The 24,097-nt window shown below is 68.6% G+C and carries 20 protein-coding genes; 13 read left to right on the top strand and 7 right to left on the bottom strand.

Going from position 1 to position 24,097, the window contains the following annotated elements:
- Positions 1 to 18: 18 nt before the first annotated feature.
- Both sucD and sucC read right to left on the bottom strand, forming a co-directional pair.
- A complete protein-coding gene (gene sucD / locus PCQ86_RS19245; protein WP_015914606.1) occupies positions 19 to 912 on the bottom strand; it encodes a succinate--CoA ligase subunit alpha in 894 nt (297 codons plus the stop codon).
- A 19-nt stretch (positions 913 to 931) separates the two neighbouring features.
- Positions 932 to 2,092, bottom strand: a complete 1,161-nt coding sequence (gene sucC / locus PCQ86_RS19250; protein ID WP_011807128.1) for an ADP-forming succinate--CoA ligase subunit beta — start codon at positions 2,090 to 2,092, stop codon at positions 932 to 934.
- Positions 2,093 to 2,267: 175 nt separating this feature from the next.
- Between sucC and argC the strand changes: the two genes are divergently transcribed.
- On the top strand, positions 2,268 to 3,200 hold the full coding sequence (gene argC / locus PCQ86_RS19255) for an N-acetyl-gamma-glutamyl-phosphate reductase (RefSeq protein WP_270174516.1): 933 nt from the start codon (positions 2,268 to 2,270) through the stop codon (positions 3,198 to 3,200).
- Positions 3,201 to 3,411: 211 nt separating this feature from the next.
- Here argC and dprA read toward each other — a convergent pair whose 3' ends face one another.
- Together dprA and PCQ86_RS19265 are read right to left on the bottom strand one after the other, a co-directional pair.
- Positions 3,412 to 4,572 (bottom strand): DNA-processing protein DprA, encoded by a 1,161-nt coding sequence (dprA, locus tag PCQ86_RS19260; RefSeq protein ID WP_270174517.1) that lies wholly within the window; start codon positions 4,570 to 4,572, stop codon positions 3,412 to 3,414.
- Positions 4,573 to 4,624: 52 nt separating this feature from the next.
- Positions 4,625 to 5,884: a LysM peptidoglycan-binding domain-containing protein gene (locus tag PCQ86_RS19265; protein ID WP_270174518.1), complete on the bottom strand. Its 1,260-nt coding sequence runs from the start codon at positions 5,882 to 5,884 to the stop codon at positions 4,625 to 4,627.
- Positions 5,885 to 6,086: 202 nt separating this feature from the next.
- Between PCQ86_RS19265 and def the strand changes: the two genes are divergently transcribed.
- The 6 genes from def (at position 6,087) to PCQ86_RS19295 (ending at position 10,477) form a co-directional block, all read left to right on the top strand.
- Positions 6,087 to 6,599: a peptide deformylase gene (gene def / locus PCQ86_RS19270; protein ID WP_011807132.1), complete on the top strand. Its 513-nt coding sequence runs from the start codon at positions 6,087 to 6,089 to the stop codon at positions 6,597 to 6,599.
- Complete coding sequence (locus tag PCQ86_RS19275; RefSeq protein WP_047349388.1) at positions 6,596 to 7,111, top strand: hypothetical protein; 516 nt, start codon at positions 6,596 to 6,598, stop codon at positions 7,109 to 7,111. The genes def and PCQ86_RS19275 overlap by 4 nt, the downstream gene beginning before the upstream one ends.
- A 33-nt stretch (positions 7,112 to 7,144) precedes the next feature.
- A complete protein-coding gene (fmt, locus tag PCQ86_RS19280) occupies positions 7,145 to 8,116 on the top strand; it encodes a methionyl-tRNA formyltransferase (RefSeq protein ID WP_270174519.1) in 972 nt (323 codons plus the stop codon).
- A complete protein-coding gene (locus PCQ86_RS19285) occupies positions 8,113 to 8,862 on the top strand; it encodes an AzlC family ABC transporter permease (RefSeq protein WP_123675493.1) in 750 nt (249 codons plus the stop codon). The genes fmt and PCQ86_RS19285 overlap by 4 nt, the downstream gene beginning before the upstream one ends.
- On the top strand, positions 8,859 to 9,194 hold the full coding sequence (locus tag PCQ86_RS19290) for an AzlD domain-containing protein (RefSeq protein ID WP_011807136.1): 336 nt from the start codon (positions 8,859 to 8,861) through the stop codon (positions 9,192 to 9,194). Before PCQ86_RS19285 ends, PCQ86_RS19290 begins: the two co-directional genes overlap by 4 nt.
- Before the next feature lie 89 nt (positions 9,195 to 9,283).
- Positions 9,284 to 10,477 carry a phosphoglycerate kinase gene (locus PCQ86_RS19295; protein WP_270174520.1) on the top strand — a complete coding sequence of 398 codons (1,194 nt, stop codon included), beginning with the start codon at positions 9,284 to 9,286 and terminating at the stop codon, positions 10,475 to 10,477.
- Between the two features lie 67 nt (positions 10,478 to 10,544).
- On the opposite strand, the gene PCQ86_RS19300 is transcribed toward PCQ86_RS19295, so the two are convergent.
- Positions 10,545 to 11,444: a DMT family transporter gene (locus PCQ86_RS19300; RefSeq protein WP_270174521.1), complete on the bottom strand. Its 900-nt coding sequence runs from the start codon at positions 11,442 to 11,444 to the stop codon at positions 10,545 to 10,547.
- 107 nt (positions 11,445 to 11,551) lie between these two features.
- On the opposite strand from PCQ86_RS19300, the gene pyrF reads away from it, so the two are divergent.
- From pyrF to PCQ86_RS19325, 5 genes are all read left to right on the top strand, one after another.
- Entirely contained in the window at positions 11,552 to 12,376 is an 825-nt protein-coding gene (gene pyrF, locus PCQ86_RS19305; protein ID WP_270174522.1) for an orotidine-5'-phosphate decarboxylase, read from the top strand.
- A 17-nt stretch (positions 12,377 to 12,393) separates the two neighbouring features.
- A complete protein-coding gene (locus PCQ86_RS19310) occupies positions 12,394 to 13,290 on the top strand; it encodes a LysR family transcriptional regulator (RefSeq protein WP_088888065.1) in 897 nt (298 codons plus the stop codon).
- A gap of 121 nt (positions 13,291 to 13,411) precedes the next feature.
- On the top strand, positions 13,412 to 14,404 hold the full coding sequence (locus PCQ86_RS19315) for a Bug family tripartite tricarboxylate transporter substrate binding protein (protein ID WP_270174523.1): 993 nt from the start codon (positions 13,412 to 13,414) through the stop codon (positions 14,402 to 14,404).
- A complete protein-coding gene (locus tag PCQ86_RS19320) occupies positions 14,401 to 15,375 on the top strand; it encodes a succinylglutamate desuccinylase/aspartoacylase domain-containing protein (protein WP_270174524.1) in 975 nt (324 codons plus the stop codon). The genes PCQ86_RS19315 and PCQ86_RS19320 overlap by 4 nt, the downstream gene beginning before the upstream one ends.
- A gap of 319 nt (positions 15,376 to 15,694) precedes the next feature.
- Complete coding sequence (locus PCQ86_RS19325) at positions 15,695 to 17,656, top strand: methyl-accepting chemotaxis protein (RefSeq protein WP_270174525.1); 1,962 nt, start codon at positions 15,695 to 15,697, stop codon at positions 17,654 to 17,656.
- A 61-nt stretch (positions 17,657 to 17,717) separates the two neighbouring features.
- On the opposite strand, the gene putP is transcribed toward PCQ86_RS19325, so the two are convergent.
- A complete protein-coding gene (gene putP / locus PCQ86_RS19330; RefSeq protein WP_270174526.1) occupies positions 17,718 to 19,211 on the bottom strand; it encodes a sodium/proline symporter PutP in 1,494 nt (497 codons plus the stop codon).
- 235 nt (positions 19,212 to 19,446) lie between these two features.
- Positions 19,447 to 22,536: an excinuclease ABC subunit UvrA gene (gene uvrA / locus PCQ86_RS19335; protein WP_270174527.1), complete on the bottom strand. Its 3,090-nt coding sequence runs from the start codon at positions 22,534 to 22,536 to the stop codon at positions 19,447 to 19,449.
- Between the two features lie 290 nt (positions 22,537 to 22,826).
- On the opposite strand from uvrA, the gene PCQ86_RS19340 reads away from it, so the two are divergent.
- Positions 22,827 to 24,008, top strand: coding sequence for an MFS transporter (locus PCQ86_RS19340; protein WP_011807146.1), 1,182 nt, complete (start codon positions 22,827 to 22,829; stop codon positions 24,006 to 24,008).
- The last annotated feature ends 89 nt before the right edge of the window (positions 24,009 to 24,097 follow it).

The following is a 24,097-nucleotide window of genomic DNA, read 5'->3' on the forward strand; positions in this document are numbered from 1 at the left end:
CCGCGCCAGGCTCGCGGATTACAGCAGGCCCTTGAGCAGGCGACCCATCTCGGAAGGATTGCGGGTAATGGTGAAACCGCACTCTTCCATGATGGCCAGCTTGGCGTCCGCCGTATCGGCGCCGCCGGAGATCAGCGCACCCGCATGGCCCATGCGCTTGCCCGGAGGAGCGGTCACGCCGGCAATGAAGCCCACGATGGGCTTCTTCATATTGGCCTTGCACCAGCGGGCAGCTTCTGCCTCGTCGGGGCCGCCGATCTCGCCGATCATGATCACGGCGTCGGTGTCAGGATCGTCGTTGAAAGCCTTCATCACGTCGATGTGCTTGAGGCCGTTGATCGGGTCGCCGCCGATGCCGACGGCGGACGACTGGCCGATGCCCAGTTCGGTCAACTGTGCCACGGCTTCGTAGGTCAGCGTGCCGGAACGGCTCACCACGCCCACACGGCCCTTCTTGTGGATGTGACCGGGCATGATGCCGATCTTGATCTCGTCCGGCGTGATCAGGCCAGGGCAGTTGGGGCCCAGCAGCAGCGTGCGCTTGCCGCCAGCGGCTTCCTTGGCCTTCATCTTGTTGCGCACTTCAAGCATGTCGCGCACGGGAATGCCTTCGGTGATGCAGATCGCCAGGTCCAGGTCGGCCTCGACGGCTTCCCAGATGGCGGCGGCCGCGCCTGCGGGCGGCACGTAGATCACGGAGACGGTAGCACCGGTTTCCTTGGCGGCGTCCTTGACCGACCCAAAGATTGGAATGTCAAAAATCTTCTCGCCGGCCTTCTTGGGGTTCACACCCGCCACGAAGCAGTTCTTGCCGTTTGCGTATTCCTGGCACTTTTCCGTGTGGAACTGACCGGTCTTGCCGGTGATGCCCTGGGTGATGACCTTGGTGTCTTTGTTGATGTAGATCGACATGTTTTATCTCCGGGCCTGCTTAACGGACGGCTTCGACAATCTTCGTGGCGGCTTCCGCCATGGTGTCGGCGCTGATGATGGGCAGGCCGGATTCGGCCAGCATCTTCTTGCCCAGCTCTTCGTTCGTGCCCTTCATGCGCACGACCAGCGGCACCTGCAGGTTCACGGCTTTGCAGGCGGTGATCACGCCGGTGGCGATGGTGTCGCACTTCATGATGCCGCCGAAGATGTTGACCAGAATGCCCTTGACCTTGGGGTTCTTGAGCATGATCTTGAAGGCTTCGGTGACCTTCTCGGGGGTGGCGCCGCCACCCACGTCCAGGAAGTTGGCCGGCTCGCCGCCAAACAGCTTGATGGTGTCCATGGTGGCCATGGCCAGGCCCGCGCCGTTCACCAGGCAGCCGATGTTGCCGTCCAGGGAGATGTAGGCCAGATCGAACTTGGAGGCCTCGACTTCCGCCGGATCTTCCTCGTCCAGGTCGCGCAGGGCCACGATTTCCGGGTGACGGAACAGCGCGTTGGCGTCGAAGTTGAACTTCGCGTCCAGGGCCATCAGGTTGCCCTTGGAGTCGCAATTCAGCGGGTTGATCTCGACCAGGGACGCGTCGGTGTCCATGTAGCACTTGTAGAGCTTGGCGAACAGGTCCACCGCCTGGTCCACCGAAGCGCCCGTCAGGCCGATGGCGGCAGCCACCTTCTTGGATTGCTCGGGCGTGATGCCGGTCAAGGGGTCGATCATCTCGGTGATGATCTTCTCGGGCGTGGAGTGGGCCACTTCCTCGATGTCCATGCCGCCTTCGCTGGAAGCGATCAGCGCCACTTTCTGCGTGCCGCGGTCGGTGACCAGGGACACATACAGTTCGTTCTTGATGTCGGCGCCATCTTCAATGTACAGGCGGCGCACCTTTTGCCCTTCAGGGCCGGTCTGGTGCGTGACCAGTTGCATGCCCAGGATCTCGCTGGCGCGTGCCTTCACGTCATCAATGGTCTTGGCCACCTTCACGCCACCGCCCTTGCCACGGCCACCGGCGTGAATCTGGGCCTTCACGACCCACACGGGGCCGCCGAGCTTTTGTGCGGCTTCCACGGCTTCTTGCACCGTGAAAGCGGGGATGCCACGCGGGACGGGCACGCCGAAACTGCGCAAGATTTCCTTGCCTTGGTATTCGTGAATCTTCATGAGGTCTCTCTCAGGGGAAGGATGGTGTTTGTACCCGTTCTGCCGAAGAGCGGAAATACAGCCGCATGCTCGGGAATGGCAACCGGTAAATGTATCATGCTGCGACGCACCATTGATGTGGATATAACTTACGCCCCCGGCCCCACCTCTGGGCCGGCCCTTGCAGGAGCTACTGATGTCCAAGGTCTTTATTGATGGCGAGGCAGGCACCACCGGCCTGCAGATTCGTGAGCGCCTGCAGGCCATGCCCCAGGTGGAGTTGGTCAGCATCGCCCCCGAACTGCGCAAGGACGCCGCCGCCAAGCGCGCACTGATCGCCGGTGTGGACCTGGTTGTGCTGTGCCTGCACGACGATGCCGCGCGCGAAACGGTCGCGCTGGTGGACGCCATCACTGCCGAGACCGGCCGCGCCATCAAGATCATTGATGCCTCCACCGCCCACCGCACGGCGCCGGGCTGGGTGTTCGGCTTTCCCGAACTGGCGCCCGGCCAGTTGGAGGCCGTGCGCAACGCCACGCGCGTATCCAACCCCGGCTGCTATGCCACCGGCGCCATCGCCCTGCTGCGCCCGCTGGTCGACGCCGGCCTGGTGCCTGCCGACCACCCGCTGGCACTGCCGTCGGTGAGCGGCTACTCCGGCGGCGGCCGTACGATGATCGAGGCCTACGAGCAAGGCCAGGCGGCGCCCTTTGAGCTGTATGCGCTGGGCCTGTCGCACAAGCACCTGCCCGAGATCCTGAAGTACACCGGGCTCACGCGCCGCCCGATCTTCATCCCCTCGGTGGGCAACTTCCGCCAGGGCATGCTGGTGCAACTGCCGCTGCATCTGGATCTGCTGCCCGGCCAGCCGAAGGCGGCGGACCTGCACGACGCACTGACGGCCCATTACGCCAAGAGCAATACGCCCGAGCAGTGGGTGAAGGTGCTGCCGCCCACCGAGGACGGCAAACTCGATGCCCTCGCGCTCAACGACACCAACCAGTTGGAACTGCGCGTGTTCGCCAATGAGCGCTACCGCCACGCCGTGCTGGTGGCGCGCCTGGACAACCTGGGCAAGGGCGCGAGCGGCGCCGCGGTGCAGAACCTGCGGTTGATGCTCGGGCTATAACATCAAAAAACATAGCTGCCTGCGCTTATTTCATCCAGGTTTCAACGGAAAAATCCTTTGAAATGGATGTACAGCAAGCGCAAGCAGCTCATTTTTATATAGCGAACACGTGCCCGTACCGCGCCGGCTGATCCGCCGAGCGGTCAAGGCTGCGCAGCATGCCCCCGCCCGGCAGGCGAGCGCCGCGAAGCACGCACTGCCGTCGCTGCTTTCAGGCCTGCCCCACGCGCTGGAACAGCCCGCCGGGCAGGCGCGCGACACGCCCCTCCAGTTCCAACTCCAGCAGCCGTACCTGCAGCGTGGCGGCATCCAGCCCCGTGCGCGCCACCAGTGCGTCCAGCCCCAGCGGATCGAACCCCAGCGCATCCAGCACACACTGATAAGACGGCGCAAGGGGCTCCTCGGACGCGTCCTGTGCTGCGGGGATGGCGGCTGCCGGCGCATGCCAGCGCAGTTCTTCCAGCACATCCTGCGCCGACTCCACCAGCTTGGCGCCCTGGCGTATCAGCGCGTGGCAACCACGCGACTGGGGCGCGTGGATGGAGCCGGGTATGGCGAACACCTCGCGCCCCTGCTCGGCCGCGAGCCGCGCGGTGATCAGCGAGCCCGAGGCCAGCGCCGCCTCCACCACCAGAGTGCCCTGCGACAGGCCGGAGATGATGCGGTTGCGCTTGGGAAAGTTGGCCGGCAACGGCGGCGTGCCCAACGGGTATTCGCTGACCAGCAAGCCGTGGCGCGCGATGCGGTGGGCCAGCTCCTTGTTGGCACGCGGGTACACCCGGTCCAGCCCGGTGCCCACGATGGCAATGGTGGCGGGCGCGGCGCCGTCGGGCGGATCGATCAGCGCACCCTCGTGCGCCGCCGCGTCGATGCCCAGCGCCAGCCCAGAGATGATGCACAAACCCGCCTCCCGCAGAGCGCGTGCGAACTGCCGCGCATGATCCGCCCCCTGGGCCGTGGGGTTGCGGCTACCCACCATGGCCAGGCTGTGCGCCGGCGCGAACGGCGCGCCGCCCTGCACGAACTGCGGAGCACCCAGCAGGTACAGCAGCAGCGGCGGATCCTCGGTGGCCAGCAACGCAGGAGGATAGGCCTCGTCACCCAGCGTGACGATGCCGTGCGCCGGCTGCGCGGGCGCCCGCCCGTCCAGCAGCCACTGCCACGTCCGCTCGGTCAGCGCCTCCAGCTCCTCGGGCACGCGGGCGAGCGCGCGCGCCTGCGCCGTGGTGACGCAGGACTGCCAGGCCCTCTCGCCCTGCGCAAAGATGTTCTGGGGAAGGCCGAACGCGGCCAGCAGCCTGCGCGCGGCACCGTTGCCCACGCCAGGCGTGAGCATCAGTCGCAGCCAGGCGGCCAGTTCGTCGCGTTGCATGCGCGGTGACAAGGCGGGGGAGCGGCCGCCCGCAGGTGACGGCGCCCGGGGCTTACTCGGGGTTGACCAGACGGTCGCCCACACGCACCGCCTGCTGCGACTGCAGGATCAGGGCGTAGGACACGCGGTCGAACGTGAGGAACACCATCGCCACGCCATTGCTCTCGCTGGGCAGGCGCACCATGGCGCGCTGCTCGTCGGTCTTGTCCTTGAAGCGCTCGCCCTTGGTGAGCAGCTGCAGCACATGGCCGGCTTCCATGCCGTCGCGCGTACCGCGGTTGATGGTGATTACCTGGTTCTGGCCGGCGTTGGCCACGGCCGCGCTGCCGTAGATCGACACCACGCTGGCATCCACGGGGCCCTGCGGTGCCCGCGGGGTGTAGCTGTTGAAGCTGCGCTGTGGTGCGGGCAGCAGGCGGTCGCCGGCCCGGATCTCTTCCTTCGCGCCCCTCAGGTCCACCGTGGCGGGAACGATGTCCACCGCTGTGCCGTGGGCTTGCCCCTCCAGCACTTCCCCCCGGCCCTCGCTGGAACTCTTGCCCCGCGCTACATCGCTCTGGGGCACTGGAGTGGTAGTTTCACTGCGCACCAGTTCGGCGCGGCCGACATACTGCGCTTCGTAGCCCAGCACCTCACCAGTGTGCGGATCCTTCAGCGGAATGGCGTTGCGGAACACGCGGTACTGGCGCGGCACGCCAGGCGCCATCACGAGGGGGCTGCCTTCAGGGCCGCGCACGTAGGCGCGGTCGCCGTTGGCCATGATCATGCGTTCGTCGCGCGTGGCCACGATGCGCGGGGCCTGCTGCAGTGTGAGCTCGTCCACCACCAGAGGCTCGACGAGGAAGGGTTCGATCAGGTGCGGCTTGAGCGTGGGCAGCGCCGTGCCGGCCAGGCTGTCATAGCGCGTGCGCGGCGACACGCGCACGGTCTCGGGCGCGCCTTTGCGGCTGGTGCTCAGGCGGGCATAGCCGTCCACCTTTTCCAGGTACAGCGTCTGGCCCGGGAAAATCAGGTGCGGGTTGGGAATGGACTGCAGATTCATGCCCCACAGTTCCGGCCAGCGCCAGGGGCGCTTCAAATACATGCCGGAAATACCCCACAGCGTGTCTCCCCGTTTCACCACGTAGGTATCGGGCGCATTGGCAGCCAATTCGGACAGGGGAACGCCGCGTGAAGCCACCTGCTGCGCGGTGGCGCGCTGCTCGGAAGTAATCGGGTAATTCTGGGCCTGCGCCGCCGGTGCCATGGCGGCACCCGCCAACAAAGCCAGTGCGCCGAGCGCCGTCACGCGCATACGGGCCTGAGCCGCCATATTGTTCCTCGTGTCATTCATTGGAAAAACGCCCCTCTCGCTGCGGTGCAGTTAATTGTTTTACAGAAGAAACTGCCGCGAATACATTACAAACCATTTGAGATTCTGTGCCCAAGCCCTTGATCGGGCAACGATTATTGTGATTGGGCCCCGCAATGGCGGGCAAAAGTGGCGAAAATAGCGACATATTGAGCGCTCTGCCATGGCAATTCTTCCGATTCTCTGTTACCCCGATCCTCGCCTGCACAAGGTCGCCCAGCCCGTGACGGCGGTGGATGAGCGCGTGCGCGCCATCGTGGACGATATGTTCGCCACCATGTACGACGCCCATGGCATCGGCCTGGCCGCCACGCAGGTCGATGTGCACGAGCGCATCGTGGTGATCGACGTCTCCGAAGAGCGCGACACGCCGCTGGTGTTGATCAACCCCGAGATCACCTGGGCCAGTGCCGAGAAACAGGTGGGCGACGAGGGCTGCCTGTCGGTGCCTGGCATCTACGATGGCGTGGAGCGCTCCACTGCCGTGCACGTGCGCGCGCTGGACCGCGACGGCCAGCCGCGCGTGATCGAGGCCGAGGGCCTGCTGGCCGTGTGCATCCAGCACGAGATGGACCACCTGCTGGGCAAGGTGTTCGTGGAATACCTGTCGCCCTTGAAGCGCAACCGCATCAAGACCAAGCTGCTGAAGCAGCAAAAGCAGGCCGAACGCGCATGACCCCGCTGCCGGCGCACGCAACCGCACCGCGCCGGCTCCGCTGGAGCGCACTGCTGCTGGCTGTTTTTTTGGCGGCCTGCGCCGTACCCGAATGGCAGAAAGCAGGCACGCCGCGTGCGGACATCGAGCGCACCATGGGCGCACCCACGCTGACCGTAATGCTCCCTGAAGGCGGAGAACGGCTGGTCTACAGCCGCCAGCCCGCAGGCCAACAGGTCTACCACCTCGACTTTGACGCCCGGCAACGCCTGGTGCGGGTGGAGCAGGTACTGACGCTGGAGCGCTTCCATGCGCTGCGCAATGGCGTCGATACGCGCGCAGCCGTGCGACGCACCTTCGGCCCGCCTGCGCTGGTGGAGAAGGTGGCGCGCTTCAATGGCGATATCTGGACCTACCGCTTTCGTGACAATGGAGAGCCCCGCCAGGCCCATGTGCACATCGACCCGGCGGGCGTCGTGCAGCGCGTGATGTTCACGGACGAGCGGCTGAACGACAACGACCCCTTTCACTGAGCCCCACCCCGGGGCCGCTATTCCACGCGTTGTATGAGAGTCATTTTTGCCGGCACGCCCGAGTTTGCGCGCGTGGCCCTGGAACGCCTGCTGGCCGCGGGATTCACCGTGCCCCTGGTGTTGACCCAGCCCGACCGCCCCGCGGGCCGCGGCATGAAACTGCAGGCTTCACCCGTCAAGCAGTGCGCGCTGCAGCACGGCATCGCCGTGGCGCAGCCGCTGAGCCTGCGCCTGGATGGCAAGTACCCCGAGGACGCAGCGGCCGCCAAAGCCTCCATCGAGGCTGCGCAGGCCGATGTGATGGTGGTGGCCGCCTATGGGCTGATCCTGCCGCAGTGGGTGCTCAACACGCCCCGGCTCGGCTGCCTGAACATCCACGCCAGCCTGCTGCCGCGCTGGCGCGGCGCGGCGCCCATCCACCGCGCCATCGAGGCCGGCGACGCGGAAACCGGCGTGACCATCATGCAGATGGACGCGGGCCTGGATACCGGCGACATGCTGTTGCTGGAAAAGACCGCCATCAGCCCCGCCGATACCACCGCCACGCTGCACGACCGGCTGGCGCAGCTGGGCGGGCGGCTGATCGTGGAGGCGCTGGAGATGGCCGCCTGCGGGGGCCTCAAACCCACACCGCAGCCGGCCGAGGGCGTGACCTACGCGCACAAGATCGACAAGGCGGAAAGCACCATCGACTGGAACCAGCCGGCGGAGGTGATCGCCCGGCGCGTGCGTGCCTTCGACCCCTTCCCCGGCGCGGCCACCACGCTGGGGGCCGATGCCATCAAGGTATGGAGCTGCAAAATAGATAGCTGCTCGCGCACGCTGGATGCGGCCTGCGGCCAGATTTTGTCTATAGATGCCGACGGCATCTGCGTGGCCTGCGGCGCCGGCAGCCTGCTGCGCTTGACGGTGCTGCAACGCGCGGGCGGCAAGCGGCTGCCCGCCGCGGACTTCCTGCGCGGCTTCCCACTGGCGCCAGGCATGGTGCTGGGCGCCGCCCCATGAGTCTGCCTTTCCTGCGCGCCCAGCTGCGCGACCCGGCCTTCCGCCAGGGCGTCAGTGACATGGCCGGCACCTGCCTGGGCATCGGCGCCTGGGGCCTGGTGACGGGCGTGGCCATGGCCAAGAGCGGCATGTCGCTGCCGATGGCGCTGTTCATGTCGCTGGCGGTGTATGCCGGCAGCGCACAGCTGGCCGTGCTGCCGCTGATGGTGGCGGGCGCACCGCTGTGGGTGGTGTGGCTCACGGCCACCTGTGTGAACCTGCGCTTCGTGATCTTCAGCAGCATGTGGCGCAGCTATTTCGCCCACCTGCCGCGCCGCCACCGGCTGGCGCTGGGCTACTTCAGCGGCGATGTGATCTTCGTGAGCTTCATGAAGCGTTTTCCCAAGCCCGTGCCTGCGCCCGAGCAGGTGCCCTATTTCTGGGGCGCGGCCTCGGCCAACTGGCTGGCCTGGCAGGTGCCGTCCATTGCGGGCATCGTGCTGGCCAACGCCATCCCGCTGTCCTGGGGGCTGGGCTTTGCGGGCGTGCTGGCGCTGCTGGGCATCCTGCTGTCCATGCTGAACGACCGCGCCACCTGGCTCGCCACGGCCGTGGCCTGCACGGCGGCGGTGGCCACCTTCGCGCTGCCGCTCAAGCTCAACATCCTGGTGGCGATCGCCGCAGCCGTCACCGCAGGGCTGGCCGCCGAAGCGGCCGAGCGCGCGCTGCGGCGTGCGCGTACCCGCGCGGTGGGAGGCGACACATGAACGGTGCCTGGATCGAGCCGGCCATCGCCATCCTGGGGCTGGCGGGCATCACCCTGCTCACGCGCGCGTTCTTCATGATCCCCGAGCGCGACCTGCCGATGCCCGACTGGCTGCGCCGCGGCCTGAAGTACGCGCCGCTGGCCGCGCTGGCCGGGGTCATCGCGCCCGAGCTGGTCATGAGCCAGGGCGCGCTGATCCAGACGCTGCAGGACGCACGACTGCCCGCCGTGGCCGCCGCCGCGGGCTACTACTTCTGGCGCCGCGGCATCCTGGGCACCATCGTCGTGGGCATGGCGGTGTACCTGCCGCTGCACATCGGGCTGGGCTGGTAGAGAGTTACGGCGCGGTTACCAGGCGCCTACAATCCGCGCAGTTTTCATGACCGCACCGTGACGGCGCGGCGCACTCACCCACTGTTCCCATGCACATCCTTCGCTTTTCCGACCTTTGCGCCCAAGGCCAGGCCCGTGGCCAGCGCGTGTTCATCCGTGCCGACCTGAACGTGCCGCAAGACGACGCCGGCCGCATCACCGAGGACACGCGCATCCGTGCCTCCGTGCCCTGCATCCAGATGGCGCTGGAAGCCGGCGCCGCCGTGATGGTGACCAGCCACCTGGGCCGCCCCACCGAGGGCGAGTTCAAGCCCGAGGATTCGCTGGCCCCGGTGGCCCAGCGCCTGTCCGAACTGCTGGGCCGCGAGGTGCCGCTGGTGGCCGACTGGGTGGACGGTGTGCAGGTGCAGCCCGGCCAGGTCGTGCTGCTGGAAAACTGCCGCTTGAACAAGGGCGAGAAGAAAAACGACCCCGAGCTGGCGAAGAAGATGGCCCAGCTGTGCGACATCTACGTGAACGACGCCTTCGGCACCGCCCACCGCGCCGAGGGCACGACCTACGGCATCGCCGAGTACGCGAAGGTGGCCTGCGCCGGCCCGCTGCTGGCCGCCGAGATCGACGCCATCCAGACCGCGCTGGCCCACCCGAAGCGCCCGCTGGTCGCCATCGTGGCCGGCTCCAAGGTCTCGACCAAGCTGACCATCCTGCAAAGCCTGTCCAAGAACGTGGACGGCCTGGTGGTGGGCGGCGGCATTGCCAACACCTTCATGCTGGCGGCCGGCCTGCCCATCGGCAAGAGCCTGGCCGAGCCCGACCTGGTGAACGAAGCCAAGGCCGTGATCGCCGCCATGGCCGCGCGCGGCGCCGAGGTGCCGATCCCCACCGATGTGGTGGTCGCCAAGGCCTTCGCGGCCGACGCACCCGCCACCGTGAAGAAGGCCAGCGAAGTGGCCGAGGACGACCTGATCCTGGACATCGGCCCCGAGACGGCGGCCCAACTGGCCGCGCAGCTCAAGGCCGCGGGCACCATCGTCTGGAACGGCCCCGTGGGCGTGTTCGAATTCGACCAGTTCGCGGGCGGCACCAAGGCCATCGCGCAGGCCATCGCCGAATCCAGCGCCTTCAGCATCGCCGGCGGCGGTGACACCCTGGCGGCGATTGCCAAGTACGGCATCGAGAAGGACGTGGGCTACATCTCCACCGGCGGTGGCGCGTTCCTGGAGGTGCTGGAGGGCAAGCCCCTGCCGGCCATCGAAATACTGCAAAAGCGCGCGGCAGGCTGATCCCGCCCCAGAACGCTATAAAAATCAGAGCTGCTAGCGCTTATTGCATAAGCGCTAGCAGCTCTTTTTACTTGCACTCCTGCACCTGCACGGCGCGGGCCGGCCACAGCACGGTGCCGATGGCCACGGCCATCAGGCCCACGGCGCTCCAGTCCTGCCAATGCAGCACCTCACCCAGCCACAGCGCGCCGCTGAACACGCCCAGCACCGGAATCATCATCACGCTGAGCGTGGAGGCCACGGGCGGCAGCGTGCGCACCAGGAAGAACCACGCCGTCTGCGCAAAGCCCAGCGCCAGCAGCCCGTTGTAGAGAATGGCGGCCCAGGCCTGGGCGTCGGGTGCCACCCAGCGCTCGCGCTCGAACGCCACCGCCAACACGGTGAGTACCACGCAGGTGATGGCCACCATCCAGAACGACAGCGTAAGCAGCGGCACCGGCACGGTCAGGCGCCGCAACAGCTGCGTGCCCATGGCCCAGCTCGCGGCAGACACCAGCATCAACGTCACGCCCAGGGGCCTGCCGCCCAGCGCGCCGATCTCATGCCACAGCAGCAGCAACACGCCCACCAGCGCCGCGCCCACGCCCACCCACGCACGACCGGCCAGGCGGTCGCCGAACACCAGCGCGCCCAGCACGGCCGAGAAGATGGGCATGGTGTAGCCCAGGATGGCCGCGCGTCCGCTGGACAGCTGCGGGATCGCCAGGATCATGAGCACGTGCCAGAGCACCATGTTGGTCAGCGCCAGCAGCGCCACGCGGCCCCAATGCGCGCGCGCAATAGTGAAGGGCAGCTTGCGCACCCCTATCACCGCGGCCAGGATGGGCAGGCCCAGCCACAGCGAGGCCATGCGGAAGGTGAGCGGCGGAAAGTGCGCCACACCCATCTTCATCACCGGCCAGTTGAGGCCCCACACCAGGGTCAACAGGGCAAGAACGACGAGCTGGCGGCGGGAAAGGGCAGGCATGGACGGCGATTGTGCCGGGCAGGCGCCGTCCTTGCCGAAGCCGCCCGCGAAAACACCTGGACGCCGTGGTGCACGGCACCGGCATGGTGTTGCCTAAAATCACGGACATGACTTTTCTTGACATGCTGCGCGACGCCACCACGCGCAACGACTCCCTGTTGTGCGTGGGCCTGGACCCCGAACCCACGCGCTTTCCCGAGTCCGTGCGTGGCGAGGCGCACAAGATCTACGACTTCTGCGCCGCCATCGTGGACGCCACGGCCGACCTGGTGTGCGCCTTCAAGCCGCAGATCGCCTACTTCGCCGCGCACCGTGCCGAGGACCAGCTGGAGCGCCTGATGCAGCACATGCGCTGCAACGCCCCGCATGTGCCCGTGATCCTGGACGCCAAGCGCGGCGACATCGGCTCCACGGCCGAGCAATACGCCAAAGAGGCCTTCGAGCGCTATGGCGCGGATGCCGTGACGCTCTCGCCCTTCATGGGCTTTGACTCCATCGAGCCCTATCTGGCCTACCACGGCAAGGGCGCCTTTCTGCTGTGCCGCACCTCCAACCCCGGTGGCGATGACCTGCAGGCCCAGCGCCTGGCCAGCGTCGAAGGCCAGCCGCTGCTGTACGAGCACGTGGCCCGCCAGGCGCAGGGCCCCTGGAACAAGAACGGCCAGCTCGGCCTGGTGGTGGGCGCCACGTACCCACAAGAAATAGAGCGCGTGCGCGCGCTCGCGCCCACGCTGCCGCTGTTGATCCCCGGCGTGGGCGCGCAGGGCGGCGACGCAGCCGCCACGGTGCGCGCCGGGCTGCGCGCCCACGGGCCAATCATCGTGAACTCCTCGCGCGCCGTGCTCTATGCCTCGGGCGGTGCGGACTTTGCCGCGGCCGCACGCAGCGCAGCCCAGGCCACGCGCGCCGCGCTCAACGCCGCGCGCGCCTAGCCCAGCGTTTTCCGGCCATGCAACTCAAGTGGCTGGAGGACTTCATCGCCCTGGCGCATGAGCGCAGCTTCACCCGCGCGGCGGAACTGCGCCATGTGACGCACCCGGCGTTCGGACGGCGCATCCGCGCGCTGGAGGCGTGGGCCGGCACGCCGCTCACGGAGCGCGACGGCGGCGGGCCCGTGCGGCTCACGCCCGCGGGGCAGGCCTTCCTGGAAACCGCGCAGCAGATGGCGCAGAACCTGGCCCATTCGCACGAGGAGTTGCGCGCCATCGCGGGGCGGCAGGCGCGCACCGTCACCCTGGCCACCGGCCGTACCCTGGCACGCACCGTGGTGGCCGACTGGCTGGCCCGCATACAGCCCGTGTTGGCGGGCGGCGAGCTGCGCGTGCGCACCTGTGCGCTGGATGAGTCCGTGGCCATGATCGAGCGTGGCGAGGCCGACTTCACCCTGGCCTACCACCACACCTCGCTCGCCGTGCGCCTGGACGCACGGCAGTTCACCCACCTCACGCTCGCCAGCGACCGCTTGGTGCCCGTCTCCCGCGCCCGCGCCGGCGGTGCGCCGCTGCACCACTTTGGCGGCACGGATGCGGTGCCCTACCTCGCCTACTCGCACACGCTGGCGCTCGGTCGGCTGGTGGAAGACCGCCTGGCGCATGACCCGCTGGCGCCGCGCCTGGCGCGCGTGGTGGAATGCGACTCGGCCGACGCGCAGTACGAGTACGTGCTGCGCGGCCTGGGCGTGGCCTGGCTGCCCTGGTCCATGGTGCATGCCGACTGCCAGTCGGGGCGGTTGGCCCGCGCGGGCGACGAGCGCATGCAGGTGCGCTTCGACGTGCGCATGTACCGGCCCAAGCGCCGGCTCTCGCCCTGGGCCGAGGCGCTGTGGGCCACATTGGCGCGCCAGTGATCCCCGGAGAAACCCGCGGGCCACGTGCCCACAATGCACGGCCTGGTGCCACTTCGGCACGACGCAGCCACGGTGCGCTTTCCACAATGGCACCCACCTCGACCTGCCTATGGAAAACGCCATGCACACTTCCCGCACCCCCGCCCCGTTGCGCCGCGCGCTGCTGGCCAGCGCCGCGCTGCTCGCCGCTGCCAGCCCTGCCGCTTTCGCGCAAGCGCCCGCCTACCCCAGCAAGCCCATCACCATCGTCGTGGGCTACCCGCCCGGCGGCAGCACCGACCTGACCGGCCGCGCCGTGGGCGCGGAGCTGTCCAACCGCCTGGGCGTGCCCGTGGTGATCGAGAACCTGGGCGGCGCGGGCGGCGCCATTGGCGCGCAGAAGGTGGCCAGCAGCGCGCCCGACGGCTACACGCTGCTGGTTGGCGCCAGCAACGAGATCGCCATCAACAAGCTGGTGACCAAGAAGGTCAAGTACGACATCAAGGACTTCACCGCCATCGGCCTCGTAGCCTCGCAGCCCCTGGTGCTGGTGGCCAGCACCGGCACCGGCGTGAAGAACCTGGCCGAATTCACCGAACGCGTGCGCAAGAACCCCGGCAAGTTCAGCTATGGCAGCTCGGGCGTGGGCACAGCGCTGCACTTGGCCGGCGAGATGATCAAGGAGCAGGCGGGCCTGTTCATGACGCACATCCCCTACCGCGGCGTGGCGCCGCTCACCAACGACCTGGTGGGCAACAACCTGGAATTCGGCGTGTTCGTGCTCTCCAGCGGCCTGCCGCACATCAAGAGCGGCAAAGTGATCGCCCTGGGCACCACCGAGGCCAAGCGCTCGACCGTCGCGCCCGACATTCCGGCGCTGGCCGAATCGGCGCAATACAAGAACGTGGACATCGGCACCTGGTTCGCCCTCATGGCGCCCGCCCACCTGCCCAAGCCCGTGGCCGAGCGGCTCAAGAAGGCGCTCAACGAGACGCTGGAGTCGCCGGACTTCCGCAAGCGAATGGAAGCCGCGGGCTCCACCGTGGCATCCCCCAGCCTGGACGTGGACAAGTTCCTCGCCGCAGAGGTCGCCAAGTACAAGAAGATCATCGAGTTCGCCAAGATCGAAGAATGATGAGCGCTCCCCTGCCTTTCACTTTGACCGCGCCCGACCTCGGCGCCTGGCGCGCCGGCAACACCGGCACCGACGGCGTGTGGCGCTTCGACTCCGGCACGCCGGGCCGCCACGTGATGATCAGCGCCCTCGTGCACGGTAACGAGCTGTGCGGCGCCTGGGCGCTCAAGGGCCTGCTGGAAGCCGGCCTGCGCCCCGCGCGCGGCACGCTCACGCTGGCGCTGTGCAATCTGGCCGCGTTCGACCGGTTCGACCCCCACCACCACGACGCCGCCCGCTTCGTGGACGAAGACCTCAACCGCCAGTGGGTGGATGCGCGCATGGACGCCGGCGACACGCTGGAGCGCCGGCGCGCGGCCGCGCTGCGCCCCTTCGTGGCCGAGGCCGACTGGCTGCTGGACCTGCACTCCATGCACGAGCCCTGCGCGCCGCTGCTGCTCACCGGCATGCAGCCGCGCAACCTGCACCTCGCGCGCACCCTGGCCGCGCCCGAGCACATCGTGGTGGACGCGGGCCACAAGGACGGCACGCGCATGCGCGACTATGGCCGCTTCGGCCAGCCCGATGCCGAGGGCGGCGACACGCGCTCGCTGCTCGTCGAATGCGGCTTCCATGGCGACCCGGCCAGCCGCGCCGTGGCGCAGGACCAGTGCGTGCGCTTCCTGCAAGCGGCGGGCGTGGTGGATTCCGCCACCCTGGCACGTGGGCTGCCCGGCTGGCGCCTGCCCGACGCGCCGCGCCAGTGGGCGCTGGAGGTCACCGGCCCGGTGGTCGCCAGGAGCGAGCGCTTTCGTTTCACCCAGCCCTTCACGGGCCTGGAGGTGATCCCCCAGGCCGGTACCGTCATCGGCGACAACGATGGCGAGCCCGTCACGACGCCGTACGACGACTGCGTGCTGGTCATGCCCAGCACCCGCCAGGCGCGTGCCGGCGTGACGGTGGTGCGCTTCGCCACGCGGCGGCCGCTGTAGGCGGCACGGCCAGCGGCCGGTGCTTCGCCCCGCGCAGGGCAGGCCGGCCGCGTGGCAGCGTCTGGGGCATGCGCAGGTTTCGCTTCCATACTGATAGCTGCTAGCGCCCGTATTTATTGGCCTAATGGCCAAAAACACCCTCAAACCCGTCCCAACACCTCTGGGACGGGAAGGCGCCAGCGCGCGCCCAAAAAGCTGAACTCGTTCAAGGACAGACCGGTTTTTGCCGAATAACATTACGTTACACGCCCTTGGCATCTCTATCTCTTTGTCTCGCCCGCCCACTCGGCGGTCTCGCGGACAAGGAAAGGTTCCCGCTATGACCTCGCTTTCTCAGCGCCTGCCGCTGCTTTACAAATTCCTCATCCTGGGCCTCGCCGGCATCCTCATGAGCGCCGTGCCCACCTGGCTGTTCGTGAGCGGCGCGCTCGACGACCTGGCGCGCGCCCGCCACGAGGCCCGTGGCGCCCCGCCGCTGCTGGCGCTGCACAAGGTGGTGCAGGGGCTGCAGGTGCACCGCGGCCTGTCCAACGGCATGCTGGGCGGCGACGAGACCCTGGCCGCGCGGCGCCCGGCCGCGCGCGATGCGGTGAACAAAGCCTTCGCCGAGGCCACCGCCCGCCTGGACGCGGCGCAGGTGCCCGCGGCCCAGCGCGACGCCTGGCAGCGCGCCCAGCAGGCCTGGCAGCAGCTGGAGCCGGCCGTGGCCGCACGCTCGCTGCCCGCCGCGCAAAGCACGGCGCAGCACACGGCGCTGATCACGTCGCTGCTGCAGACCGGCGAGCAGCTGCTGCACAGCTACGAGCTGCAGCTGGACCCCGACTTCGCCACCAACGCGCTGATCCAGGCCTCGCTGGTGCATGCGCCGCAGCTGGGTGAGAAGCTGGGCGTGATGCGCGCCCAGGGCGTGGGCTTCCTGGGCCGCGGCGGCGAACTGCCGCCGGAGGCCAAGGGGCTGCTGCAGTCGCTGCGCCAGCGCGTGGTGGAGCTGCAGGGCGACACGCTGCGCAACCTGGCGCGCGCCACCGAGGCGAGCCCTGCCTTTGCGGCCACGCTGGGCACCCCGGCGCGCACGCTGGACGCGCAAATCACGGCCACGCTGGCCCTGGCCGACAAGGCCCTGCTGCAGGCCGACACGCTGACGCTGCCCGCGCAGGAGTATTTCGACACCTACACCCGCACCATCGACGCGCTGTACGCACTGAACGCCCAGGCCATGCAGGGCGTGGACGAGGCCCTGCAGGCGCGTATCGACCGCCTGCGCGCCACGCTGGCGTGGCAGGCGCTGGCGCTACTGGGCACGCTGGCGGGCGCCACGGTGCTGATGCTGGTCTTCGTGCGCTCCATCACGCAGCCGGTGGCGCAGGCCGTGGAGCTGGCCCGCGCCGTGGCGCGCGGTGACCTGTCGGGCAGCGACATCGCCCACGGCAGCAACGAGATGGGCCGCCTGATCGCCGCGCTGTTACAGATGCGCCGCCAGCTCACCGAGGTGGTGGGCCGCGTGCGCCAGGGCGCGGAGGGCGTGGCCACGGCCAGCGCGCAGATTGCGCAGGGCAACACCGACCTGGCAGCCCGCACCGAAAGCCAGGCCAGCGCCCTGGAAGAGACCGCCGCATCGATGGAGCAGATGACCGCGACCGTGCGCCAGAACGCCGACAGCGCCGCGCGTGCCAGCGAGCTGGCCACCAGCGCCAGCGGCGTGGCCGCGCAGGGCGGCGAGGTGGTGGCGCAGGTGGTGCAGACCATGCACGGCATCCACAGCTCGTCCGGCAAGATCGCGGACATCATCGGGGTGATCGATTCCATCGCGTTCCAGACCAACATCCTGGCGCTGAACGCCGCCGTGGAGGCCGCGCGTGCCGGCGAGCAGGGCCGCGGCTTTGCCGTGGTGGCCAGCGAGGTGCGCAGCCTGGCGCAGCGCAGCGCGGGCGCTGCGCGCGAGATCAAGGAGCTGATCTCCGCCAGCGTGCATGACGTGGAACGCGGCAATGCGCTGGTGGAGCGCGCCGGCAAGACCATGGAAGATGTGGTGACCGCCGTGCGCCGCGTCAACGACATCATGGGCGAGATCAGCAACGCCAGCCGCGAACAGTCGCTGGGCGTGGCCCAGGTGGGCGAGGCCGTGAGCCAGATGGACCAGACCACGCAGCAGAACGCCGCGCTGGTCGAAGAGATGGCCGCCGCCGCCGCCAGCCTGCGCAGCCAGGCGCAGGAGCTGGTGGAGGGCGTGGCGGTGTTCAAGCTGGGCGAACGACCGCACGCCGTTGCGCTATCCAATTAATAGCTGTTAGCGCTTATCCATAAAGGGTTTGAGGCCACTTTGCCTCAAACCCGCATTCGCCTCAGGCTTGCAGACGCGCCATCTCGGCGTCCACCGCGTCGTGGCGCTGCAGCATGGCGGGCGAGGGTTGCTTGCCCAGCTTGCTCACCAGCACCACGGCCAGCGCGCCCAGAACGAAGCCGGGCACGATCTCGTACAGGCCCAGCCAGCCGCCCTGCTTCCACACCACCACCGTCACGGCACCGACCACGATGCCGGCCAGCGCGCCGTTACGGGTCATGCCGCGCCAGAACAGCGACAGCAGGATGACCGGCCCGAACGCCGCGCCGAAGCCCGCCCAGGCGTAGCTCACCATCGACAGCACGCGGCTGTTGGGGTTGCCCGCGATGACGATCGCCACCACGGCGATGGCGAACACCATCGCTCGGCCCACCCACACCAGCTCGCGCTGCGTGGCGTTCTTGCGCAGGAACACGCGGTAGATGTCCTCGGTCAGCGCGCTGGAGCACACCAGCAACTGGCACGACAGCGTGCTCATCACCGCCGCCAGAATGGCCGCCAGCAGCAGGCCGGCGATCCAGGGGTTGAAGAGCTGGCGCGCGATCTCGATGAACACCGTCTCGGCATTGGCCTGCACGCCGGCAGCCTGCTGCGTGTGCACCGCGAAGTACGGGATGCCGACCAGGCCCACAGCCACCGCGCCGCCCAGGCACAGCACCATCCAGGTCATGCCGATGCGGCGCGCGCGCGGGATGGATGCCACCGAATCCGCCGCCATGAAGCGCACCAGGATATGCGGCTGGCCGAAGTAGCCCAGGCCCCAGGCCATGAGCGAGACCACGCCGATCACGCTGGCGTTGTGCATCAGGTCGAGCTTCTGCACACCGATCATCTCGGTGAGGCTCTGGCCGGCCTGCAGTTCGCCGGTGATGGCGAAGTAGGCCACCACGGGCGCCAGGATCAGCGCGGTGATCATCAGCGAGGCCTGGATGGTGTCCGTCCAGCTCACCGCCAGGAAGCCGCCGATGAACACATAGGCGATGGTGCACAGCGCCCCCACCCACAGGGCCGTCTGGTAGGGCAGGCCGAACATGCTCTCGAACAGGCGCGCACCGGCCACCACGCCCGAGGCGCAGTAGATGGTGAAGAACACCAGGATCACCGCCGTGGTCACCAGGCGCAGCACGTTGGAGCCGTCCTCGAAGCGCGAGGCCAGGTAGTCGGGCAGCGTGAGGGCGTTGTTGGTGCGCTCGGTGTACAGGCGCAGCCGCGCGGCCACGAGGCGCCAGTTGAGGTACGCGCCGATGGTCAGGCCGATGGCGATCCACGCCTCGCTCAGCCCGCTCAGGTACACCGCGCCGGGCAGGCCCATGAGCAGCCAGCCGCTCATGTCGGACGCGCCGGCCGACAGCGCGGTGACGAAGCTGCCCAGGCTGCGCCCGCCCAGGATGTAGTCGGAGAGGTCGGTCGTCGCGCGGTAGCCCAGCCAGCCGATGAACAGCATGGCCAGCAGGTAGATGCCGAAGGTGATGACGGTCGGGTCTAGCAGGTTCATGAAACGTCCAGGCCCGCGGGGCGCGCTGCGCGCCGCGAAGTCCTGCCAAAAAAAGGTGGAGGGGAAGCCGGCGCGGAGGCCGGGGGCTGCCGTGCCGACAAGCGCCGGCCAGCGAAGTGGCGCGATGATTCCAGAGCCCGCGCCCATTCATTCGCCATAAAGCCGCGCTGGCGTAGTGAAACACTCCGCCGCGGCGCGCAACTGTAACTGCCGGCGGCGCAAAACCTCAGGGTTACTACTGATTTTGGGCGGCAGACAGGTATGGCGCCAGGTAGCGGCCCGTGTGGCTGGCCGCATTGTGGGCCACCTGCTCGGGCGTGCCCTCGGCCACCACGGTGCCGCCGCCGGCCCCGCCCTCAGGGCCCATGTCGATGACCCAGTCGGCGGTCTTGATGACGTCCAGGTTGTGCTCGATGACGATGATGGTGTTGCCCGCGTCGCGCAGCTGCAGCAGTACCTTGAGCAGCAGGTCGATGTCGGCGAAATGCAGGCCGGTGGTGGGCTCGTCCAGGATGTAGAGCGTACGGCCGGTGTCGCGCTTGGAGAGTTCCTGCGCCAGCTTCACGCGCTGCGCTTCGCCGCCCGAGAGCGTGGTGGCGCTTTGGCCCAGGCGGATATAAGACAAGCCCACGTCCAGCAGCGTCTGCAGCTTGCGCGCGATCGTGGGCACGTCCTTGAAGAAGGCGTGGGCGTCCTCCACCGTCAGGTCCAGGATCTGGGCGATGTTCTTGCCCTTCCACTGCACCTCCAGCGTCTCGCGGTTGTAGCGCTGGCCGTGGCACACGTCGCAGGGCACGTACACGTCGGGCAGGAAGTGCATTTCCACCTTCACCACGCCGTCGCCCTGGCAGGCCTCGCAGCGCCCGCCCCCCGAGCCCTGCGCCACGTTGAAGGAGAAGCGCCCGGGGCCGTAGCCGCGCTCCTTGGCGGTGGTGGTCTCGGCCATCAGTTCGCGGATCGGCGTAAATAGGCCCGTGTAGGTGGCCGGGTTGCTGCGCGGCGTGCGGCCGATGGGGCTCTGGTCGACGTTGATGACCTTGTCGAAATACTCCAGCCCCTCGATGGTTTCATGCGCTTCGGGCTCGTCGTGCGCGCGGTAGAGCTGGCGCGCCACGGCCTTGTGCAGCGTGTCGTTGACCAGCGTGCTCTTACCCGAGCCGGACACACCCGTCACGCAGGTGAACAGCCCCACCGGGAACTGCACGCTCACGCCCTTCAGGTTGTGCCCCGTGGCGCCCACCACGCGCAGCGCCTGCAATTGCCCCTGCGTGGCGCGGTGCTCGGCCAGGCGCTCTTTCTTGCGCAGGCTGGCAGTCGTCTCGGGAAAGCGCGACTTGGGCTTCTTGTCGGGTTCGGGCGCTGCGGCGCTCTGTTGCAACACGGGCAGCCAGGGCGTGCGCCGCGCAGGCACCGGCAGGGTCTTGGCGCCGCTCAGGTACTGCCCGGTGAGCGATTGCGGGTTGGCGCACAGCTCGTCATAGGTGCCCTGCGCCATCACGCGACCGCCATGCACGCCCGCGCCGGGCCCCATGTCCACGCAGTGGTCGGCGGCGCGGATCATGTCCTCATCGTGCTCCACCACGATCACGCTGTTGCCCAGGTCGCGCAGCCGCGTGAGGGTGGCGATCAGCCGGTCGTTGTCGCGCTGGTGCAAGCCGATGCTGGGCTCGTCCAGCACGTACATCACGCCGGTCAGGCCGCTGCCGATCTGCGAGGCCAGGCGAATGCGCTGCGCCTCGCCGCCCGAGAGCGTCTCGGCGCTGCGGTCCAGGCTCAGGTAGGACAGGCCCACGTCGTTCAGGAAGGTGAGGCGCGCGGCGATCTCGCGCACGATCTTGCCGGCGATCTCGGCCTTGGCGCCGGCCAGCTGCAGCGACTCGAACCACTGCAGCGCGTCCGCCAGCGTGCGGTGGCTCACGTCGTAGATGCCCAGCGCGGCGTCGCCCTCGCCCACCTTCACATGGCGCGCTTCGCGGCGCAGGCGTGCGCCGTGGCATTCGGGGCAGGGCTGGGCGCTGCGGTAGCGCGCGAGGTCTTCGCGCACCACGGCCGAGTCCGTGTCGCGGTAGCGCCGCGCCATGTTGGGCAGGATGCCCTCGAAGGGGTGCTTCTTGACGATGGGCTTGCCCTTGTTCGGGCCGCTGTCCAGCAGGTAGCTGAAGGCGATCTCTTCCTCGCCCGAACCGTGCAGGACGACCTCGCGCACGCGTTCGGGCAACTCCTCGAAGGGCGTCTCCACATCAAAGCCGTAATGCCGCGCCAGGCTCTCCAGCATGGCGAAGTAGTAACCGTTGCGCCGGTCCCAGCCCTTGATGGCGCCGCTGGCGAGGCTGATGGCCGGGAAAGCCACCACGCGCGCGGGGTCGAACACCTCCTGCTGGCCCAGGCCGTCGCACGCGGGGCAGGCGCCCGTGGGCGAGTTGAACGAGAACAGGCGCGGCTCCAGCTCAGGCAGCGAGTAGCTGCACACCGGGCAGGCGAACTTGCTGGAAAACAAGTGCTCCTGGCCCGAGTCCATCTCCAGCGCCAGTACCCGGCCGTTGCCCTCGTGCCCGCCCACCCGCAGGGCGGCCTCGATGCTCTCGGCCAGGCGCTGCTGGGCGTCGGGGCGCACCTTCAAGCGGTCGATCACCACGTCGATGTCGTGCTTCTCGGTCTTCTTGAGCTGCGGCAGGCTTTCGTGCTCGTAGATCTGCCCGTCCACGCGAAAGCGCACGTAGCCCAGCGCCTGCATCTGCATGAACAGCTCGGCGAACTCACCCTTCTTCTGGCGCGCCACGGGCGCCAGCAACATGAGCTTGGTGTCCTCGGGCAAGGCCAGCACCGCATCCACCATCTGGCTCACGGTCTGCGACGACAGCGGCAGGCCGTGGTCCGGGCAGTACGGCGTGCCCGCGCGCGCGAACAGCAGGCGCAGGTAGTCGTGGATCTCGGTCACCGTGCCCACGGTGGAGCGCGGGTTGTGGCTGGTGGCCTTCTGCTCGATGGAAATGGCCGGCGACAGACCCTCGATCAGGTCCACATCGGGCTTGTCCAGCCGCCCCAGGAACTGCCGCGCATAGGCCGACAGGCTCTCCACATAGCGGCGCTGCCCTTCGGCATACAGCGTATCGAACGCCAGGCTGGACTTGCCCGAGCCCGACAGCCCGGTGATCACCACGAGCTGGTTGCGCGGGATGTCCAGGTCGATGTTCTTGAGGTTGTGCGTGCGCGCCCCGCGGATGCTGATGCGCTGCTCGCGCAGGACCTGCGCCAGTGGGCGCCCTCCGGCCGCATCGGCAGGCGAAGGGTGGCGATCGTCGGAGGGTGGCTCGAAGGTGGGCATCGCGCGTGCCTGGAGGCAAACGCACGATGATAGGTCACCCACCCCGCCCGCGCAGAAGCCGCGGCCGGAGCACCCTGGGCGTCAGTCTGGTAAGCCATGCAGATGCTCCCAAAAAAATAGCTGTTTGCGCTCATCTGTATTGCATCTGACCGCGATTTCATGCCCAATTCGCCACACGCCGCGATGGCCCGCCCTGCCGCGTGCGGCCCGGCCATGGGTGAGAATCCGTGCTTTGACTTGCCCCCGCGCCCGTGCCGGACACCACCACACCCACTCCGCCCTCCACCGCCATGACCCCGATGGAGCGCCGCGCCAGCGTCAGCCTGGCGCTGATCTTCGCGCTGCGCATGCTGGGCCTGTTCCTGGTGCTGCCGGTCTTTGCCCTCGAAGCCCGCAAGTACCCGGGCGGCGACGACCCCGCCCTGGTGGGGCTGGCCATGGGGATATACGGGCTCACGCAGGCGGTGCTGCAGCTGCCGCTGGGCATGGCGTCGGACCGCTTCGGGCGCAAGCGTGTCATCGTCCTGGGGCTGCTGGTGTTTGCCGCGGGCAGCCTGCTCGCCGCGCTGGCCGACTCGGTGATGGGGCTGCTGGTGGGGCGCGCGCTGCAAGGTGCGGGCGCGGTGTCCGCCGCCGTAACGGCGCTGCTGGCCGACCAGACACGCGACGCGGTGCGCACCAAGGCCATGGCACTGGTGGGCGCCAGCATCGGGCTGATGTTCGCCATCGCCCTGGTGGCGGCGCCGCTGCTGGCCGCGCACATCGGCCTGGCCGGCCTCTTCGGCCTGACCTGCGCGCTGGCGCTGGGCGGCGTGGCCGTGGTGCTGTGGATGGTGCCGCCCGAGCCGGTGCAGCATGCCGACGCACCGCGCGGGCGCCTGGCCGACGTGTGGCGCCATGCCGACCTGCTGCGCCTGAACCTGGGCGTGTTCGTGCTGCACACGGTGCAGATGGCCATGTGGGTGGCCGTGCCGGCCCTGCTGGTGCAGGCCGGCTTGCCCAAGGACGCGCACTGGCAGGTGTACCTGCCGGCCGTGGTGCTGTCCTTCGTCGCCATGGGCGGGCTGTTTGCCATGGAGCGGCGCGGACGGCTGCGCGCGGCGCTGCTGGTCGCCATTGGACTGGTGCTGGTGGTGCAGATGGGCTTTGGCCTGCTGGCGGCCGGAGGCGCTGCGCCATCGCTGATGCCGGTGGCGGCGCTGCTGTTCATCTTCTTCTGCGGCTTCAACGCGCTGGAGGCCACGCAGCCCAGTCTGGTGTCGCGCATGGCGCCGGCCAACCTGCGCGGCGCGGCGCTGGGCGCCTACAACACGCTGCAGTCGCTGGGCCTGTTCGCGGGCGGCGCGCTGGGCGGCGCGCTGGCGAAGTGGGCGGGCGCGCCGGGATTGTTCACCGCCACCGCCGTGCTCACGGCCCTGTGGCTGCTCATCACCTGGCCGCTGCGGCCGGTGGGACGCGGCGGCGGCCACTGATTTTTTCACCCTCCGGCGCACCGGCGGCGTGCAAGCCGCTATGCTGCGCACCTGCGGCCTCGCAGGGGTCGCCTGTTGGACTCATCTGG

The sequence above is a fragment of the Diaphorobacter sp. ED-3 genome (assembly GCF_027625375.1).
Lineage (GTDB): Bacteria > Pseudomonadota > Gammaproteobacteria > Burkholderiales > Burkholderiaceae_C > Diaphorobacter > Diaphorobacter nitroreducens.

Bases quoted from the DNA above. Each gene is read 5' to 3' on its own strand.
- sucD (WP_015914606.1), bottom strand. From the start codon at position 912: ATGTCGATCTACATCAACAAAGACACCAAGGTCATCACCCAGGGCATC.
- sucC (WP_011807128.1), bottom strand. From the start codon at position 2,092: ATGAAGATTCACGAATACCAAGGCAAGGAAATCTTGCGCAGTTTCGGC.
- argC (WP_270174516.1), top strand. From the start codon at position 2,268: ATGTCCAAGGTCTTTATTGATGGCGAGGCAGGCACCACCGGCCTGCAG.
- dprA (WP_270174517.1), bottom strand. From the start codon at position 4,572: ATGCAACGCGACGAACTGGCCGCCTGGCTGCGACTGATGCTCACGCCT.
- PCQ86_RS19265 (WP_270174518.1), bottom strand. From the start codon at position 5,884: ATGGCGGCTCAGGCCCGTATGCGCGTGACGGCGCTCGGCGCACTGGCT.
- def (WP_011807132.1), top strand. From the start codon at position 6,087: ATGGCAATTCTTCCGATTCTCTGTTACCCCGATCCTCGCCTGCACAAG.
- PCQ86_RS19275 (WP_047349388.1), top strand. From the start codon at position 6,596: ATGACCCCGCTGCCGGCGCACGCAACCGCACCGCGCCGGCTCCGCTGG.
- fmt (WP_270174519.1), top strand. From the start codon at position 7,145: ATGAGAGTCATTTTTGCCGGCACGCCCGAGTTTGCGCGCGTGGCCCTG.
- PCQ86_RS19285 (WP_123675493.1), top strand. From the start codon at position 8,113: ATGAGTCTGCCTTTCCTGCGCGCCCAGCTGCGCGACCCGGCCTTCCGC.
- PCQ86_RS19290 (WP_011807136.1), top strand. From the start codon at position 8,859: ATGAACGGTGCCTGGATCGAGCCGGCCATCGCCATCCTGGGGCTGGCG.
- PCQ86_RS19295 (WP_270174520.1), top strand. From the start codon at position 9,284: ATGCACATCCTTCGCTTTTCCGACCTTTGCGCCCAAGGCCAGGCCCGT.
- PCQ86_RS19300 (WP_270174521.1), bottom strand. From the start codon at position 11,444: ATGCCTGCCCTTTCCCGCCGCCAGCTCGTCGTTCTTGCCCTGTTGACC.
- pyrF (WP_270174522.1), top strand. From the start codon at position 11,552: ATGACTTTTCTTGACATGCTGCGCGACGCCACCACGCGCAACGACTCC.
- PCQ86_RS19310 (WP_088888065.1), top strand. From the start codon at position 12,394: ATGCAACTCAAGTGGCTGGAGGACTTCATCGCCCTGGCGCATGAGCGC.
- PCQ86_RS19315 (WP_270174523.1), top strand. From the start codon at position 13,412: ATGCACACTTCCCGCACCCCCGCCCCGTTGCGCCGCGCGCTGCTGGCC.
- PCQ86_RS19320 (WP_270174524.1), top strand. From the start codon at position 14,401: ATGATGAGCGCTCCCCTGCCTTTCACTTTGACCGCGCCCGACCTCGGC.
- PCQ86_RS19325 (WP_270174525.1), top strand. From the start codon at position 15,695: ATGACCTCGCTTTCTCAGCGCCTGCCGCTGCTTTACAAATTCCTCATC.
- putP (WP_270174526.1), bottom strand. From the start codon at position 19,211: ATGAACCTGCTAGACCCGACCGTCATCACCTTCGGCATCTACCTGCTG.
- uvrA (WP_270174527.1), bottom strand. From the start codon at position 22,536: ATGCCCACCTTCGAGCCACCCTCCGACGATCGCCACCCTTCGCCTGCC.
- PCQ86_RS19340 (WP_011807146.1), top strand. From the start codon at position 22,827: ATGACCCCGATGGAGCGCCGCGCCAGCGTCAGCCTGGCGCTGATCTTC.